Source organism: Spirillospora sp. NPDC000708 (assembly GCF_040299565.1).
Lineage (GTDB): Bacteria > Actinomycetota > Actinomycetes > Streptosporangiales > Streptosporangiaceae > Spirillospora.
The window spans coordinates 31919-47759 of the sequence record NZ_JBEPCJ010000085.1; the positions used below are offsets into that span (position 1 = coordinate 31919).

12 protein-coding genes are annotated in these 15841 nt (G+C 71.8%); 7 read left to right on the forward strand and 5 right to left on the reverse strand.

The window, feature by feature from the left end:
• Positions 1-6 precede the first annotated feature (6 nt).
• On the forward strand, positions 7-2001 hold the full coding sequence (locus ABT299_RS40700) for a glycosyltransferase family protein (RefSeq protein WP_500254019.1): 1995 nt from the start codon (positions 7-9) through the stop codon (positions 1999-2001).
• Between the two features lie 7 nt (positions 2002-2008).
• Here ABT299_RS40700 and ABT299_RS40705 read toward each other — a convergent pair whose 3' ends face one another.
• Positions 2009-2749, reverse strand: coding sequence for an SDR family oxidoreductase (locus ABT299_RS40705; protein ID WP_500254020.1), 741 nt, complete (start codon positions 2747-2749; stop codon positions 2009-2011).
• 113 nt (positions 2750-2862) lie between these two features.
• Here ABT299_RS40705 and ABT299_RS40710 point away from each other — a divergent pair, with 113 nt between their 5' ends.
• Entirely contained in the window at positions 2863-3705 is an 843-nt protein-coding gene (locus ABT299_RS40710; protein ID WP_387029575.1) for a helix-turn-helix transcriptional regulator, read from the forward strand.
• A gap of 52 nt (positions 3706-3757) precedes the next feature.
• Here the strand turns inward: ABT299_RS40710 and ABT299_RS40715 are convergent, their stop codons facing one another.
• Entirely contained in the window at positions 3758-4501 is a 744-nt protein-coding gene (locus ABT299_RS40715; protein ID WP_500254021.1) for an SDR family oxidoreductase, read from the reverse strand.
• 113 nt (positions 4502-4614) lie between these two features.
• Between ABT299_RS40715 and ABT299_RS40720 the strand changes: the two genes are divergently transcribed.
• Positions 4615-5457 carry a helix-turn-helix transcriptional regulator gene (locus ABT299_RS40720; protein ID WP_500254022.1) on the forward strand — a complete coding sequence of 281 codons (843 nt, stop codon included), beginning with the start codon at positions 4615-4617 and terminating at the stop codon, positions 5455-5457.
• An 80-nt stretch (positions 5458-5537) separates the two neighbouring features.
• Here the strand turns inward: ABT299_RS40720 and ABT299_RS40725 are convergent, their stop codons facing one another.
• Together ABT299_RS40725 and ABT299_RS40730 are read right to left on the reverse strand one after the other, a co-directional pair.
• A complete protein-coding gene (locus ABT299_RS40725) occupies positions 5538-7082 on the reverse strand; it encodes a long-chain-fatty-acid--CoA ligase (protein ID WP_190858115.1) in 1545 nt (514 codons plus the stop codon).
• Positions 7083-7263: 181 nt separating this feature from the next.
• Positions 7264-7878 (reverse strand): lytic polysaccharide monooxygenase, encoded by a 615-nt coding sequence (locus ABT299_RS40730; protein ID WP_500254023.1) that lies wholly within the window; start codon positions 7876-7878, stop codon positions 7264-7266.
• A 365-nt stretch (positions 7879-8243) separates the two neighbouring features.
• On the opposite strand from ABT299_RS40730, the gene leuS reads away from it, so the two are divergent.
• Positions 8244-10712 carry a leucine--tRNA ligase gene (gene leuS / locus ABT299_RS40735; RefSeq protein ID WP_500254024.1) on the forward strand — a complete coding sequence of 823 codons (2469 nt, stop codon included), beginning with the start codon at positions 8244-8246 and terminating at the stop codon, positions 10710-10712.
• Between the two features lie 113 nt (positions 10713-10825).
• On the opposite strand, the gene lexA is transcribed toward leuS, so the two are convergent.
• Positions 10826-11524, reverse strand: a complete 699-nt coding sequence (gene lexA, locus ABT299_RS40740; RefSeq protein ID WP_387029585.1) for a transcriptional repressor LexA — start codon at positions 11522-11524, stop codon at positions 10826-10828.
• Positions 11525-11699: 175 nt separating this feature from the next.
• On the opposite strand from lexA, the gene ABT299_RS40745 reads away from it, so the two are divergent.
• The 3 genes from ABT299_RS40745 (at position 11700) to ABT299_RS40755 (ending at position 15694) form a co-directional block, all read left to right on the forward strand.
• Positions 11700-12032 (forward strand): LysM peptidoglycan-binding domain-containing protein, encoded by a 333-nt coding sequence (locus ABT299_RS40745; protein WP_190858110.1) that lies wholly within the window; start codon positions 11700-11702, stop codon positions 12030-12032.
• Positions 12033-12280: 248 nt separating this feature from the next.
• A complete protein-coding gene (gene nrdR, locus ABT299_RS40750) occupies positions 12281-12754 on the forward strand; it encodes a transcriptional regulator NrdR (protein WP_151592730.1) in 474 nt (157 codons plus the stop codon).
• 120 nt (positions 12755-12874) lie between these two features.
• On the forward strand, positions 12875-15694 hold the full coding sequence (locus ABT299_RS40755; RefSeq protein ID WP_500254025.1) for a vitamin B12-dependent ribonucleotide reductase: 2820 nt from the start codon (positions 12875-12877) through the stop codon (positions 15692-15694).
• Positions 15695-15841: the final 147 nt, after the last annotated feature.

A 15841-nucleotide genomic window follows, 5' to 3' on the forward strand; every position in this document is an offset into this window, starting at 1 on the left:
GCGCCCGTGCCCGAGACCGACCCGACCGCCGAGCCGCGCGCGGCCCGGGAACGGGGCGACCGGCTCGCCGCCGACAACGCGGCCGTCCGGCTGCGCCTCGCCGAGCTGGAGCGCGAGCGGGCCGACCGGGACGAGCAGATCGAGCGGCTGATCGGCGCGCTCAACGAGGCGGCCCGGCGGATCGGCGACCTCGACCGCCGCCGGGCCCTCGCCGAGCACCGCGCCGAGCGGGCCGAGTGGGAGCACGAGGCGCTGCGGGCGCGGCGCTGGTCACGGCTCGGGCCGGCGCTGACCGCGCTGCGCGGGCGCCCGGCGGCGCCGGGCTCGTACCAGCGCGTCCGGGAGGCGCTGCGCCCCCTTCCCCCGCCGCCCGAGCCCCCCGGGGAGCCCGCGCGGACCCGCCGTCCCGACGTCCTCGTGGCCGAGACCGAGCCGATCGAGGTGACGCCGCCCGCGGCGCCGGACGGCCCGGTGAACCGGCCCGGCCTCGTCGCGGCCGTCGTCCTCGGACCCGTCCTGGAGGCGAACCTCCGCTACGAGTGGACGCAGGTCACCGCGTCCGGCGGCTGGCGGGAGGCGTTCGAGGAGCGGCCGCCGGGGCTGCTGCTCGTGGAGTCGGTCGGGACGGCCCTGCCCGTCGCGGAGATGGCGGAGTGGTGCCGGGAGCGCGGCGTCCCCACCGCCTACTGGGACACCGGCGCCGGTCTCGGCGACGCCGCCGGGCACTTCGACCACGTCTTCACCGTGGACGCGGCGGCGGTGCCGGAGCACCGGCGCAGCCTCGGCCACGACCGCGTCCACCACCTGCCGTTCGCCGCGCAGCCCCGCCTGCACAACCCGACGCGCGTCCAGGACCACGGCCGCTACCCGCTGCTGTACGAGGGCGAGTACGACCAGGCCGCGGAACCGCTCATCGCGCCCGCGCCCCGGCTCGGCGCCCACTTCTACGCCACCGGCTTCCCCCGCCTGTACCGGCAGCGGGTGGCGCCTCCGCGCCCGTACGCGGAGGCCGTCGCGATCCGCAAGCGGTTCCGCGTGCTCATCGCGCCCGCGCCCCGCCTGGCGTACGAGGCGGCGGCGGCCGGCGTCCCCGTCATCCATCACCGGGCGGACGCGAGCCCGCTGTTCGGCCCGGCGGCGGAGGACACCAAGGCGGCCCAGCGCAGCCTGCGCGCGCTCCTGCGGGCCCCGGAACTACGCGACCGGCAGGCGCATCTGGCGCTGCGGCGGGTGCACGCCCGGCACACCTACCGGCACCGGGTCGACGCCCTGCTGGAGCGCCTCGGAACCGGCCCGGCGCCGGCGGCGCCGCCGACGGTGTCGCTCGTCCTGTCCACCTGCCGGGCCGAGCAGATCGCCTCCTCGATCGAGCAGATCGCGGCGCAGACCTGGCGGCCCCTGCAGCTCGTGATGATCCTGCACCGCCTCGACCTCGATCCCCGGGACGTGGAGAAGCGGGCGATCGCCGCCGGGATCGACGACGTCGTCGTCCGAAGCGCCGACGCGTCCCTGTCCCTGGGGGAGTGCCTCAACCTCGGCATAGAGGCCGCCGACGGCGCGTACATCGGCAAGATCGACGACGACGAGCTGTACGGGCCGCACTACGTGTCCGACCTGCTTCCCGCCTTCTCCTACACGGACGCCGGCGTCGTCGGGAAGCTCGCCCACTACGCGCTGCTGGAGTCCATAAACGCGACCGTGCTGCGCTACCCCGAGCACGAGCACCGCTATGTGGACGTGGTGCGCGGCGGGGCGCTGCTCGGCGACGGCGACCTGATGCGCACGTACCGGTTCGCCGACCGCGGATGCGGCGAGGACACCGACCTCTTCCGGCGGCTGCGCGCGGACGGGGTCCGGGTGTACGCGGCCGACAGGTTCTCGTTCGTCACCGTCCGGCACGCGGACGCCACCCGCCACACCTGGCGGCCCACCGACCTGGAGCTCCTCGACTCCGGCCGGCTGGTGTTCTACGGCCTGCCCAAGGAGCACATCCTCTTCTGACCCGCCACTACCAGGGCACCGGCCCGTCCTCGGCGATGAACGCGCCGTTCGGTGCGGTGCCGGTCGCCGCCCCGGCGATCACGGCCGCGCCCTGCGCCGGCGTCCGGGGACCGGTGCGCCCGTTCAGGTCGGTGGCGCAGTACCCGGGAGCGGCCGCGACCACGGTGACCGGGGTGGCGGCCAGTTCCTTGGCGTAGGCGACAGTGACGGCGTTCAGCGCCGTCTTGGACGTGTTGTAGGGAAGCAGGTTGACGCGGTTCACGGGGGCGGACGGGTCGCTGTGCAGCGTCAGCGAGCCGAGTTCGCTGGAGACGTTGACGATGCGGGCGGCAGGGGAGCGGCGCAGCAGCGGGAGCATCGCGTTGGTGACGGCGACGACGCCGAACACGTTCGTCTCGAACGCCGCCCGGACCTGGGCGACCGTCGTCCGGCTCGGCGGGGTGGAACGGCGCGGGTCGGAGGCGTCCGTCGAGGTGATCCCGGCGTTGTTGACGAGGATGTCCAGCCGCCCGTACTCGGACCCGATCCGGTCGGCCGCGGCCGTGACGGTGTCCTCATCGGTGACGTCGATGCGGATGAACCGGGCGTCGAGGCCCTCGCCCGCCAGTTCCGCGGCGGCCTTCTCGCCGAGCTCCTCGGATCGCGCGCCGATCAGCACCGTCCTGCCGCCGGAGCCGAGGATGCGCGCCGTCTCGAAGCCGATTCCCTTGTTCGCGCCGGTGACGAGCGCGATCTGTGCAGTGGTCATGCCTTCAGCCTGTGGCCGCCGCGCGCGCGTGAGGAGAGACCGCCCGAAGCTGGGATCGGCGGTACCACCCTCCGCGTGGCGGCCGCTCGGCGGCATCGGCCATGCTGGAACGCATGGACAGGCAGGAGTTGGCCGCGTTCCTACGCTCGCGCCGGGCCCGCGTACGACCGGAGGACGTCGGGCTGAAGGCGGGGACGCGGCGGCGGACGCCGGGCCTGCGCCGGGAGGAGGTCGCCCAACTGGCCGGGATGTCGGTGGACTACTACATCCGGTTGGAACAGGGGCGCGGCCCGAGGCCGTCCAGGCAGATCCTCGCCGCGCTGGCGCGCGCGCTGAGGCTCACCGATGACGAACGCGGCCACCTCTACCATCTGGCGGGCGAGGCGCCGGAACCCCCGGCAGGGCCGTCCCGGGAGGTCCCGCCAGGCATCCTGCACCTGCTGGAGCGGCTGGACGACACGCCCGCCTACGTCCTGAACGCCCGCCACGACATCCTCGCCTGGAACCCCCTGGCGGCGGCGCTGATGACGGACTTCGCCGCGCTGCCGCCCGAGGAGCGCAACGTCATCCGGTGGCTGTTCACCGGTCCGGCCGCCGCCCGGTACGACACCGACGCGTACGTGGCGGAGCTGGCGGGCGACTCGGTCGCGGACCTGCGCGCCGCCGCCGGCCGCTACCCGGGCGACCCCGGCATCGCCGAGCTGGTCGCGGAGGTGTCCGCGCGCAGCCCGCTGTTCGCCCGCCTGTGGGACTCGGGGGAGGTGGGCATCAGGCGCAGCAGCCGCAAGCGCATGGTCCACCCGGTCGTCGGGCCGCTGGAGCTGCACTGCGACGTCCTGTACGTGCCGGAACGCGACCAGCGCGTGGTCCTCTACACCACCACGCCCGGCACGCCGTCGCACGAAGCCCTCAAGACCCTGCGCGAAGCCGGGCGGGACGCGCTCGCCGCACGCTGAACCGCGAGCGCGCCGCGCCGCGACCGGCCCCGCGACCGGCCCGGCGAGAGAGTCACCAGGGGACGGGCTGCCCCGGCTCCTCGGCGCCGCCCTGGAAGGCGCCGTTCGGGCCGTCCTCGTCCAGCGTCGCCAGCAGCACGACCTCCGCCGCGCCCTGCACTGGCGTGCGGAACCCGCTGTTGCCGTTCAGGTCGGTGGCGCAGTAGCCGGGGTTGGCGAGGTTCACCTTGATCGCGGTGTCCGCCAGCTCCTTGGCGTAGGCGATCGTGACGGCGTTCAGCGCCGTCTTCGACGAGTTGTACGCCAGCAGGTTGAACGGGAAGAAGGGGCTGGACGGGTCGGTCAGCAGCGTCAGCGAGCCGAGTTCGCTGGAGACGTTGACGATGCGGCCGGCGGGGGAGCGGCGCAGCAGCGGGAGCATCGCGTTGGTGACGGCGACGACGCCGAACACGTTGGTCTCGTAGGTCTCGCGCATGCCGGCGAGCGAGGTCTCGCTCGGCGGGCCGTACGCGGAGGCCGGCGAAATGCCGGCGTTGTTGACCAGGACGTCGAGCCGCCCGTGCTCCTCGCCGATCCGTTCGGCGGCGGCCTCGGCGCTCGCGGCGTCCGTCACGTCGATCCGGACGAACCGGGCGTCGATCCCCTCGCCGGCCAGGAGGGACGCGGCCTTCTCGCCGCGTTCGGGATCGCGGGCGCCGACCAGGACGGTCATGCCCCTCCCGCCGAGGAGGCGGGCGGCCTCGAAGCCGATCCCCTTGTTGGCTCCGGTGATGAGCGCGATCTGCGTGGTGTTCATGGCGTCACCGTGCCGCCGGCGGGCGGGCGGTGGGAGAGACCGCTCGAAGCTGGGATCGGCGATACCACCTTGGAGGCGGCCGACCGTCCGTTTCGTCCGCCATGCTGGAAGGCATGAACAGGCAGGAGACGGCCGCGTTCCTGCGTTCGCGCCGCGCGCGCGTGCAACCCGCGGACGTAGGGCTACAGGCGGGGGTGCGCCGCCGGACGCCTGGCCTTCGCCGGGAGGAGGTCGCCCGTCTAGCCGGGATGTCGGTGGACTACTACATCCGGTTGGAACAGGGGCGCGGCCCGAGGCCGTCCAGGCAGATCCTCGCCGCGCTGGCGCGCGCGCTGAGGCTCTCCGATGACGAGCGGAGCCACCTGTACAACCTCGCCGGTGAACGGCTCGGCCCGCCGCCGGGACCTCCTCAGGAAGTGCCGGCGGGCATCCTGCATCTGCTCGAACGGCTCGACGACATCCCCGCCTACGTTCTGGACGCCAAATACGACGTCCTCGCCTGGAACGACATGGCGGCGGCGCTCATCGTCGACTTCTCGAAGATCCCGCCAGGCGAACGCAACCTCGTGCGGGCCTTCTTCCTCCACCCCGACGCCTGCCTCATCGAGGACGACGACGAATACGGGAAGTTCGCCCAGCAGAGCGTCGCCGATCTGAGGACGGCGGCCGGGCGCTACCCGCGCGTCCCCGGAATCGCGTCGCTCGTCGACGAGCTGAAAGGCGGGAGCGAGCTTTTCCGGCGGCTATGGGACCGGCACCAGGTCGAGGTACGGCGCGGCTCCAGGAAACGTATGCGGCACCCGGTCGTCGGCGAGCTCGAGGTGTTCTGCGACGTCCTCGTCGTGCCGGACCGGGACCAGAAGGTCGTCCTCTACAGCGCCACGCCCGGCACCCCGGCGCACGAGGCGTTGAAACTGCTCCGCGTCATCGGCACCCAGGACCTCACCTCCGGCTGACGCTTCCGCCGACGTGCGGTGAGCGGTCGTGATGGGACGCCCCATCACGAGCGCTCACCGCGGGCCAGGACATCCGGGGCTCAGCGCAGCTCGCGCTTGAGGATCTTGCCGGTGGCGGTCATCGGGAGCTCGTCGCGGAACTCCACGATGCGCGGGTACTTGTAGTTGGCGAACTGCTCCTTGCCCCACGCGATCAGTTCGTCCTCGGTCACCGTGGCGCCCGGCCTGCGGATCACGTACGCCTTGACCTCCTCGCCGTGGCTCGGGTGCGGGACGCCCACCACGGCGGCCAGCGAGACGTCCGGATGGGTCATCAGGACCTCCTCCAGCTCCCGCGGGTACACGTTGTAACCGCCCCGGATGATCATGTCCTTGGAGCGGTCGATGATGTAGTAGTAGCCGTCCTCGTCGCGGCGGGCCACGTCGCCGGTGCGGAACCAGCCGTCCTTGATCGCCTCGGCGGTCGCCTCGGGCCGGTTGTAGTAGCCCTTCATGATGTTGTGGCCGCGCACGGCGATCTCGCCGGGGCCCTCGCCCTCGACGTCCTTCCACTCGTCGTTGACGAGCTTCATCTCCACGCCCCAGACCGGCAGCCCGATCGAGCCCGGCTTGGTCGGCCGGTCCGGCCGGTTGAACGAGCAGACCGGCGAGGTCTCCGACAGCCCGTAGCCCTCCAGGACGTTCATCCCGAACTTCTCCCGGACGCCCTTGATGACCTCCATGGGCAGCGCCGCGCCGCCCGACACCGCGACCCGCAGGTTCTCCCGGATCGTCGCGACGTCCTCGGGGGAGGTGTCGTCGCTGAGCAGCGCCCAGTACATGGTCGGGACGCCGGCGAAGATGTTCACCTTCTCCTTCACCATCAGCGCGACCGCCTCCTTGGCGTCGAACCGCGGCTGCATGACGAGCGTCCCGCGCCGGTAGAACCCGACGTTCATCACGCACGTCTGCCCGAAGATGTGGAACAGCGGCAGCGTCACCAGCGACGTGTCGTGCAGCGTCCGCGCGAACAGGGTGTCGTCGACCATCGCGTTCATCAGCAGGTTGCCGTGCGTGAGCTCGGCGCCCTTCGGCTGGCCCGTCGTCCCGCTCGTGTAGATGATCACCGCGGTGTCGGTGCCCTCGGTCCGCTCGGTGTCGAACGTGTCCGGCTGCCCGGCGAGCGCCGCCCAGAACAGCTCGGCGCCCTCGATGGGCGACTCGGTCGCGGCGGGGTTCGCCGGCAGCAGGAAGAAGTGCTCGCAGCCCTCGGCCTGCTCGAACCCGGCGCGGCCGGCCTCGCCGAGCGGCAGCTGCGGCGTGCCCTCGAAGCAGAAGAACGCCTTCGCCTCGGAGTCGCCCAGGTGGTAGGCGATCTCGCGCGGCTTGAGCAGCACGTTCAACGGGACGACCACCGCGCCCGCCTTGAGCGCCCCGAAGTACACCATCGGGAAGTACGGCAGGTTCGGGCTGGACAGCGCCACCTTGTCGCCGGGGCGGACGCCGCGCGACCGCAGCAGGTTCGCGACCTGGTTCGCGACCGCGTCGACGAAGGAGTACGAGAGCCGCAGGTCGCCGAAGACCACGGCGTCGCGGTCGGGGGTCTCCCTGGCGGCGTCCTCCAGCAGCACGGACAGGTTGAGCATGGCACTCCTCGCGCGGAACGGTGACCGGCCGGTTGGTTACCGAGGAGTCTATGACCAGGTGGCCAGGTGGCCAGGTGGCCAGGCGGGACGCGGGGTCCCGCCCGGCCACCTGGGGCGGGCGCCTGGAGCGGGGCGGCCCGCCGGAGGGGGGTCGGTCACGGCCGTGCGGCCGCCGCGGAGATCAGCCGAAGTCCACGTCCGAGCACTGGTAGAAGGCGTTGCCGGTGTCGGCGATGTCCCACACGGCGAGGATCATGTGCCGGCCGTGCTTGGCGGGCAGCGTGCCGCTGTGGCTGACGTCGTAGGGCGGCTGCTTCCCGCCGTAGTTGACCTGGAGGAAGGGCGCGGTGTCGAGCTGCGCCCGGGTGAGCGGCTGGGCGGGGTTCCAGCCGTCCCTGGTGATGAAGTAGCGGAACGAGGTGGTGGCGTGGGCGGCGGTCAGGTGCCAGGTGAAGGTGTACGGTCCGCTGGACACCCTCGTGGCGGGCCAGGTGCCGCCGCGCGGGTCGTCGAGCGGGGCCCAGCGGCTGTCGCCGGCCGCGCAGATCGTCCCGTCGGCGGGACCGGACTGGGGGAAGCCCTTGGGGCCTTCCGTGCTCTGCGGCTCCCACTGGATGGGGCCGCAGTTCTTGACCACGCCCTGCTTGCACAGCAGTGCCCGGCTGGGCGGGGTGCTGGTGTAGCCGTGGGCGAGCGCGGGAGCCGCGGTCAGGACCGAGGCGCCGACGCCCACGGCGGCGGCGACGGCGAGGCCGGCCCTGCGGGGCATGCGGGGCGTGCGGAATCGGCGGGGCATACGCGATCCTCCTTGGCGGGGGGTGGGTCGGAGTCGGCAGCCGCTCACGAGGCGGGCGGGTGGGAGCGCCCGTCCGCCTTCTAATAGGAAACTTTCCTGTTTGAGAGGATCGACGATCCCGCGCCGCGCGTCAAGCCCCTCCAGCGCGCCGGATCCGGGCACCCCGTCCGGCCGCCCGCGCCCGCAGGACCCCGCGTGAAGGCTTGCGGTTGCGCTACTCTTGATGTATGTCGGCCAGGCTGCTCCTTCAACGACCACGTTGACGCATCGACGTCGACGTGGTGGCCCCTCCTTCGCGAGGGGTCGTTTCATGTGACGGACGGCCCGTTGGCCCTGTGACCCCAGATGGAGACCGGAGCGGAAGCGTGAGCAGCGACGAGCAGTACGACCCACGGGCGGTTCAGGACAAGTGGCAGGCCCGCTGGGCGGAGCTCGACCCCTTCGCGGCCGAGGACAAGGACGACGGCCGCGAGCGGCGCTACGCGCTGGACATGTTCCCCTACCCCAGCGGCGACCTGCACATGGGCCACGCCGAGGCGTTCGCCATCGGCGACGTCGTGGCCCGGTACTGGTTCCAGCGCGGCCACAACGTCCTGCACCCCATCGGCTGGGACTCCTTCGGCCTGCCCGCCGAGAACGCCGCGATCAAGCGCGACTCGCACCCCGCCGAGTGGACCTACGCCAACATCGAGACGCAGGCCGCCTCGTTCCACCGGTACGCCCCGTCCTTCGACTGGACGCGCCGCCTGCACACCTCCGACCCCGAGTACTACAAGTGGACGCAGTGGCTGTTCCTGCGCTTCTACGAGCGGGGCCTCGCCTACCGCAAGGGCGGCCACGTCAACTGGTGCCCGAAGGACCAGACCGTCCTGGCCAACGAGCAGGTCGTCGGCGGGCACTGCGAGCGGTGCGGCGCGCTGGTCGAGAAGCGCGTGCTGACCCAGTGGTACTTCAAGATCACCGACTACGCGGACCGGCTGCTGGACGACATGGCGCAGCTGGAGGGCAAGTGGCCCGAGCGCGTCCTGCTGATGCAGCGCAACTGGATCGGCCGCTCCACCGGCGCCGACGTCGACTTCGTGATCGAGGGCCGGGACGAGCCCGTCACCGTCTACACCACCCGTCCCGACACCCTGTTCGGCGCCACGTTCATGGTCGTCGCCGCCGACGCCGCGCTGGCCGAGGAGATCTGCCATCCCGACCAGCGGGCCGCGTTCGAGGCCTACCGCGAGGAGGTCTCCCGGGAGAGCGAGATCGAGCGGCTGTCCACCGAGCGCGAGAAGACCGGCGTGTTCCTGGGCCGCTACGCCATCAACCCGGTCAACGGCGAGCGGCTGCCGGTCTGGGCGTCGGACTACGTGCTGGCCGAGTACGGGCACGGCGCGATCATGGCGGTCCCCGCGCACGACCAGCGCGACCTGGACTTCGCGCTGAAGTTCGGGCTGCCGGTCCGCGTCGTCGTGGAGACCGGGCTGCCCGACCCCGCCGAGACCGGCATGGCCACCCCCGGCGACGGCCGGCTGGTCAACTCCGGTCCCATCGACGGGCTGGCCAAGGGCGACGCCATCGCGCGCATCATCGAGGTGCTGGACGAGCGCGGAACCGGACGCGCCTCCGTCAACTTCCGGCTGCGCGACTGGCTGGTGTCCCGGCAGCGGTTCTGGGGCTGCCCGATCCCGATCGTGCACTGCGAGGCGTGCGGGGAGGTCCCCGTCCCCGACGACCAGCTGCCCGTCCGGCTGCCGGACGGCCTGCGCGGCGCGGACCTGGCGCCCAAGGGCACCTCGCCGCTGGCCGCCGCGTCCGACTGGGTGAACGTGGCGTGCCCCAAGTGCGGCGGCGCCGCCAAGCGCGACACCGACACCATGGACACCTTCGTCGACTCGTCCTGGTACTACTTCCGGTACTGCTCGCCGGGGTACGAGGACGGCCCGTTCGACGTCGAGAAGGTCCGCCGGTGGATGCCGGTCGACCAGTACACCGGCGGCGTCGAGCACGCCATCCTGCACCTGCTGTACAGCCGGTTCTTCACCAAGGTCCTGTACGACATGGGCATGGTCGACTTCACCGAGCCGTTCACCCGGCTGCTGAACCAGGGCCAGGTGATCCTGAACGGCAGCGGGATGTCGAAGTCGACCGGCAACCTGGTCGACCTGGGCGACCAGATCGCCGAGTTCGGCGTGGACGTCGTCCGGCTGGCGATGCTGTTCTCCGGCCCGCCGGAGGACGACATCGACTGGGCCGACGTGTCCCCGCACGGCATGTCGAAGTTCCTGACCCGGGTGCACCGCATCGCCGCCGAGGTGTCCTCCGCGCCCGGCGCGGACCCGGCGTCCGGCGACACCGAGCTGCGCCGCGCCACCGCCCGCACCGTCGACGAGGCCACGAGGATGGTCGAGACGCAGCGGTTCAACGTGGCGATCGCGCGGATCATGGAGCTGGTCACCGCGACCCGCCGGGCGATCGACTCCGGCCCCGGCGCCGCCGACCCGGCCGTCCGCGAGGCCGCCGAGGCGATCGCGGTGCTGCTGTCGCTGTTCGCCCCCTACACCGCCGACGAGGCGTGGGAGCTGCTGGGACGCACCGCGCCGGTGATCCGCGCGGGCTGGCCGCAGGCCGACCCGGCGCTGCTGGTGGAGGAGTCGGTGACCTGCGTCGTGCAGGTCGCCGGCAAGGTCCGCGACCGGCTGGAGGTGCCGCCCGGCATCGCCGGCGAGGAGCTGGAGCGGCTGGCGCTGGCCTCGGCCAAGGTCCAGGAAGCGCTGGGCGGCGCGGAGATCGCCAAGATCATCGTCCGCGCCCCCAAGATCGTGAACATCGTCCCGAAGCGCTAGCGGACACCAGGGCGGCACGCTGAGGCGGCCGCGGGGATCGTCTCCCGCGGCCGCCTCTCAGCGTCGCCACCGCGCCCTCATGGGGCCGCGTGCGCCCCTGTGGGGGCGCCGCGCTACATCTTGCGCAGGACCGCCACCACGCGGCCGAGAACGGACGCCTCGTCGCCGGGGATCGGCTCGTAGGCGGAGTTCTGCGGCATCAGCCAGATGTGGCCGTCCTTGCGCTTGAACGTCTTCACCGTCGCCTCGCCGTCGATCATGGCGGCGACGATGTCGCCCTGCTCGGCGACCGGCTGCTGGCGGACCACGACCCAGTCACCGTCCGCGATCGCCGCCTCGATCATCGAGTCGCCGGTGACCTTCAGCAGGAAGTGGGTGCCCTCGCCGACGAGCTGCTTGGGCAGCGTGAAGACGTCCTCCACGGCCTCCTCGGCCAGGATCGGGCCACCGGCGGCGATCCGGCCGACGAGCGGGACGTAGGCCGGCGCGGGCCGCGTCGCGGTCTGCTGGCCGCCCACCGCCTCGTAGGAGTCGGGCTCGGTGCGGACCGGCGTCGCGCCGGGGACCCGCACCTCGACCGCGCGCGGGCGGTTCGGGTCGCGCCGCAGGTACCCCTTGCGCTGCAGGGCCCGGAGCTGGTGCGACACGCTGGAGGTGCTGGTCAGGCCGACCGCCTCGCCGATCTCGCGCATCGAGGGCGGGTACCCCCGGCGCTGGACGGAGTCGCGGATCACCTCCAGCACCATGCGCTGCCGCTGGGTCAGGCCCGTCTCGTCCATGGGCCCGTCGGGCAGCTCCCGGACCTTGCTCATCGCTCGTCGCCTCCCGGGCGCCTCGATCCGTCACTCCTTGTCATGAACGCTATCGCGTCCGGACGAAATGATCAAACAATTGTTCGAAGATGTGCTCGCGTTTCGCCGGTGTGCTGCGGTACAACATCGTACAGGCGTTCGATCGAAAATTCATTCGAAGTCGAGGAGGGTGGAGATGCCCGATTCGCCGTCCGGTGAACGCGCCCCGCTGCGGCTCACCCGCCGCGGGCGGGCGGTCCTGGTCGCCTTCGCCGCCGCCGTCACGCTCGCCGCCCTCTGGCTGGACGGCGGCACCGGCGCCTTCGCGGGCGGCCGCGCCGACCACCACGGGCGCTCCGGGCACGTCCGGACCGCCGTCGTCGAGCCCGGCGACACCCTCTGGGGCATCGCCGCCGCCGCCGACCCCGGCGCCGACCCGCGCGTCACCGTGCAGCGGATCATCGACCTCAACGGGATGGGCGGCGACCCCACCGTACAGCCGGGCCAGCGGCTCGTCCTGCCCGGCTGACCCGTTCCGGCCCGCCTCCCGGCGCCTCCCGCGGCGACACGCCCGGGGCCGGAATCCGATCGTCCGACGTGACCTGGATCTACGCGGCGGATGTGACGCGGGTCTACTCCTGAGGCCGCGGATCAGGTTGCGTAGCCCTGCGCCGAGCCGTACGGTTGACCACAACATCTAGTAGTCACACCGATGTAAGTCACCTATATATGGCGGGTCGTGGGTGTGACTCGTTTCCGTCAGGGGAGGGATAGCGCGTGCACTGCCCGTTCTGCCGCAACCCTGACACCAAAGTGATCGACAGTCGCGCCACCGATGACGGCGGCGCCATTCGGCGCCGCCGCGCGTGTGCGGAATGCGGCAAGCGATTCACCACGCAGGAGAATGTGCTCGTGATGGTGGCCAAGCGCAGCGGGGTCACCGAGCCGTTCTCCCGGGAAAAGATCATCGCCGGGGTGCGCAGGGCCTGCCAGGGCCGCCCGGTGGACGAGGATGCGCTCGCGAAGCTGGGGCAGCGGGTCGAAGAGGCGATCAGATCGTCCGGATCCGCGGAAATCCCCTCGCACGAGGTCGGCCTCGCGATCCTGGGGCCCCTTCGTGAACTCGATGAGGTCGCCTATCTGCGATTCGCCTCGGTCTACCGGAGCTTCGAGTCGCTGGACGACTTCGCCAAGGAGATCGAGGCGCTGCGGAAGGCCGGTTCCTCGGGGGAGCCCGGCCCGCCCCGGTAGGGGCGGTTCCGGAAATACGAGAAAGCACATAGTGAAGGCGCCTCCGCACGGGCATGGCCCGGGCGGCGGCGGAGTTGTTCCTGTACAGGGCCCGGCGGGAGGGCCCGGGAGGGGGAAGGCATGACGGAGACGGTCAGCGGCCCGGCACGGCGCGGCAAGGGGGGCCGCAAGGGGCTGAAGGTGGAGCGGATCTTCACCACGCCCGGCGTCCACCCCTACGACGAGCTGCGCTGGGAACGCCGCGACGTCGTCATGACCAACTGGCGCGACGGCTCGGTCAACTTCGAGCAGCGCGGTGTGGAGTTCCCCGACTTCTGGTCGCTGAACGCCGTCAACATCGTCACGTCCAAGTACTTCCGCGGCGCCGTCGGCACCCCGCAGCGCGAGTGGAGCCTCAAGCAGCTCGTCGACCGCGTCGTCGGCGTGTACGTCCGGACCGGCCTCGAGCACGGCTACTTCGCCACCGAGCAGGACGCCGAGGTCTTCGAGCACGAGCTGAAGTACGCGCTCGTCCACCAGATGTTCAGCTTCAACTCGCCGGTCTGGTTCAACGTCGGCACCAAGTCGCCGCAGCAGGTGTCGGCCTGCTTCATCCTGTCCGTGGACGACACGATGGAGTCGATCCTGGACTGGTACAAGGAAGAGGGCGTGATCTTCAAGGGCGGCTCGGGGGCCGGCCTGAACCTGTCGCGCATCCGCTCCAGCAAGGAGCTGCTGTCCTCCGGCGGCACCGCCAGCGGCCCCGTGTCGTTCATGCGCGGCGCCGACGCGTCCGCCGGGACGATCAAGTCGGGCGGCGCCACCCGCCGCGCCGCCAAGATGGTCGTGCTGGACGTCGACCACCCCGACATCGCCGAGTTCATCGAGACCAAGGCGCGCGAGGAGGACAAGATCCGCGCGCTGCGGGACGCCGGGTTCGACATGGACCTCGGCGGCAAGGACATCGGCAGCGTCCAGTACCAGAACGCCAACAACTCCGTCCGGGTCTCCGACGAGTTCATGCACGCCGTCGAGTCCGACGGCGAGTTCGGGCTGCGCGCCCGGATGACCGGCGAGATCGTCGAGAAGGTCAAGGCCAAGGAGCTGTTCCGGCTCATGGCCCAGGCCGCCTGGGAGTGCGCCGACCCCGGCATCCAGTACGACGACACGATCAACGACTGGCACACCAACCCCGAGTCGGGCCGGATCACCGCGTCCAACCCGTGCTCGGAGTACATGTCGCTGGACAACTCGTCCTGCAACCTCGCCAGCATCAACCTGCTGAAGTTCCTCACCGACGAGGGCACCTTCGACGTCGCGAAGTTCGTCAAGCTCACCGAGCTGATCATCACGGCGATGGACATCTCCATCACCTTCGCCGACTTCCCGACCGAGAAGATCGCGCAGACCACCCGCGACTACCGGCAGCTCGGCATCGGCTACGCCAACCTGGGCGCGCTGCTGATGGCGACCGGCCACGCCTACGACTCCGAGGGCGGCCGATCCCTCGCGGCGGCCATCACCTCGCTGATGACCGGCGTCGCCTACCGCCGCTCCGCCGAGATCGCCGGCGTCGTCGGCCCGTACGAGGGCTACGCCCGCAACGCCGAGGGCCACAAGCGGGTCATGCGCAAGCACGCCGCCGCCAACGACGACATCCGCACCCTCGACGAGATGGACAAGGCGATCCACGCCGCCGCCGCCAAGCAGTGGCAGGAGTGCCTGAAGACGGGCGAGAAGCACGGCTACCGCAACGCGCAGGCGTCGCTGCTGGCCCCGACCGGCACCATCGGCCTGATGATGGACTGCGACACCACCGGCATCGAGCCGGACCTCGCGCTGGTGAAGTTCAAGAAGCTCGTCGGCGGCGGCTCGATGCAGATCGTCAACCAGACGGTGCCGCGCGCCCTGCGCAAGCTCGGCTACCAGCAGGAGCAGATCGAGGCGATCGTCGAGTACATCGGCGAGAACGGCCACGTCGTGGACGCGCCCGGCCTGCGGCCCGAGCACTACGAGGTGTTCGACTGCGCGATGGGCGAGCGGGCGATCAGCCCGATGGGGCACGTCCGGATGATGGCGGCGACGCAGCCGTTCCTGTCCGGGGCGATCTCCAAGACCGTCAACATGCCGGAGCAGGCCACCGTCGAGGACATCGAGAAGGTGTACTTCGAGGGCTGGCGGCTCGGCCTGAAGGCCCTGGCGATCTACCGCGACAACTGCAAGGTCGGCCAGCCGCTGTCGGCCGCCGGCAAGAAGGAGGAGGCCAAGACCGAGGCCGCCCCCGCGGAGGCCGGCGCGGCGGCGACGCGCCCCGTCCGCAAGCGGCTGCCGAAGCAGCGGCCCGCCACCGTCACCCGGTTCTCCGTCGCGGGCGCCGAGGGCTACATGACGGCCTCGTCCTACCCGGACGACGGTCTCGGCGAGGTGTTCCTCAAGCTCGGCAAGCAGGGCTCCACCCTCGCCGGCGTGATGGACGCGTTCTCCATGGCGATCTCCATCAGCCTCCAGTACGGCGTGCCGCTGGAGACCTGGGTGGAGAAGTTCACCAACATGCGGTTCGAGCCCGCCGGGATGACCGACGACCCCGACATCCGCATGGCCACCTCGGTGATGGACTACATCTTCCGCCGCCTGGCGCTGGACCACCTGCCCTACGAGGAGCGCGCGGGCCTCGGCATCTTCACCGCCGAGGAGCGCGCGATGCAGGCCAACGGCGAGGACCCGGCCACCCTCCACGCCGAGGAGGAGATCGAGCACGAGACGCTCGCGCAGTCGGCGGAGATCGCCCGTCCGGCGGCCCCGGCGCCCGCGCCCGAGGCGCGCTCGTCGATGGAGGTCATCGAGAGCCGCCAGGGCCGCACCGCCGACGCGCCGCTCTGCCTCACCTGCGGCACGAAGATGCGCCCGGCGGGCAGCTGCTACGTCTGCGAAGGCTGCGGCTCCACCAGCGGCTGCAGCTGATCCGGGGTAAGGCCGCGGGGCACGCGGCGTCCGGCGTCCGGACGCCGTAGGCGCCGGTCACGGGCGGTGGCGGGACGAGTCGTCCCGCCCCCCCCCCCCCCCGGGGGGGCGGGGCGGGCCCGCGGGTGCGCCCCGGGGCCGGACCCG

Coding starts and splice junctions, on each gene's coding strand:
- ABT299_RS40705 (WP_500254020.1), bottom strand. CDS start 2,749: ATGACCACTGCACAGATCGCGCTCGTCACCGGCGCGAACAAGGGAATC.
- ABT299_RS40710 (WP_387029575.1), top strand. CDS start 2,863: ATGGACAGGCAGGAGTTGGCCGCGTTCCTACGCTCGCGCCGGGCCCGC.
- ABT299_RS40715 (WP_500254021.1), bottom strand. CDS start 4,501: ATGAACACCACGCAGATCGCGCTCATCACCGGAGCCAACAAGGGGATC.
- ABT299_RS40720 (WP_500254022.1), top strand. CDS start 4,615: ATGAACAGGCAGGAGACGGCCGCGTTCCTGCGTTCGCGCCGCGCGCGC.
- ABT299_RS40725 (WP_190858115.1), bottom strand. CDS start 7,082: ATGCTCAACCTGTCCGTGCTGCTGGAGGACGCCGCCAGGGAGACCCCC.
- ABT299_RS40730 (WP_500254023.1), bottom strand. CDS start 7,878: ATGCCCCGCCGATTCCGCACGCCCCGCATGCCCCGCAGGGCCGGCCTC.
- lexA (WP_387029585.1), bottom strand. CDS start 11,524: ATGAGCAAGGTCCGGGAGCTGCCCGACGGGCCCATGGACGAGACGGGC.
- ABT299_RS40745 (WP_190858110.1), top strand. CDS start 11,700: ATGCCCGATTCGCCGTCCGGTGAACGCGCCCCGCTGCGGCTCACCCGC.
- ABT299_RS40755 (WP_500254025.1), top strand. CDS start 12,875: ATGACGGAGACGGTCAGCGGCCCGGCACGGCGCGGCAAGGGGGGCCGC.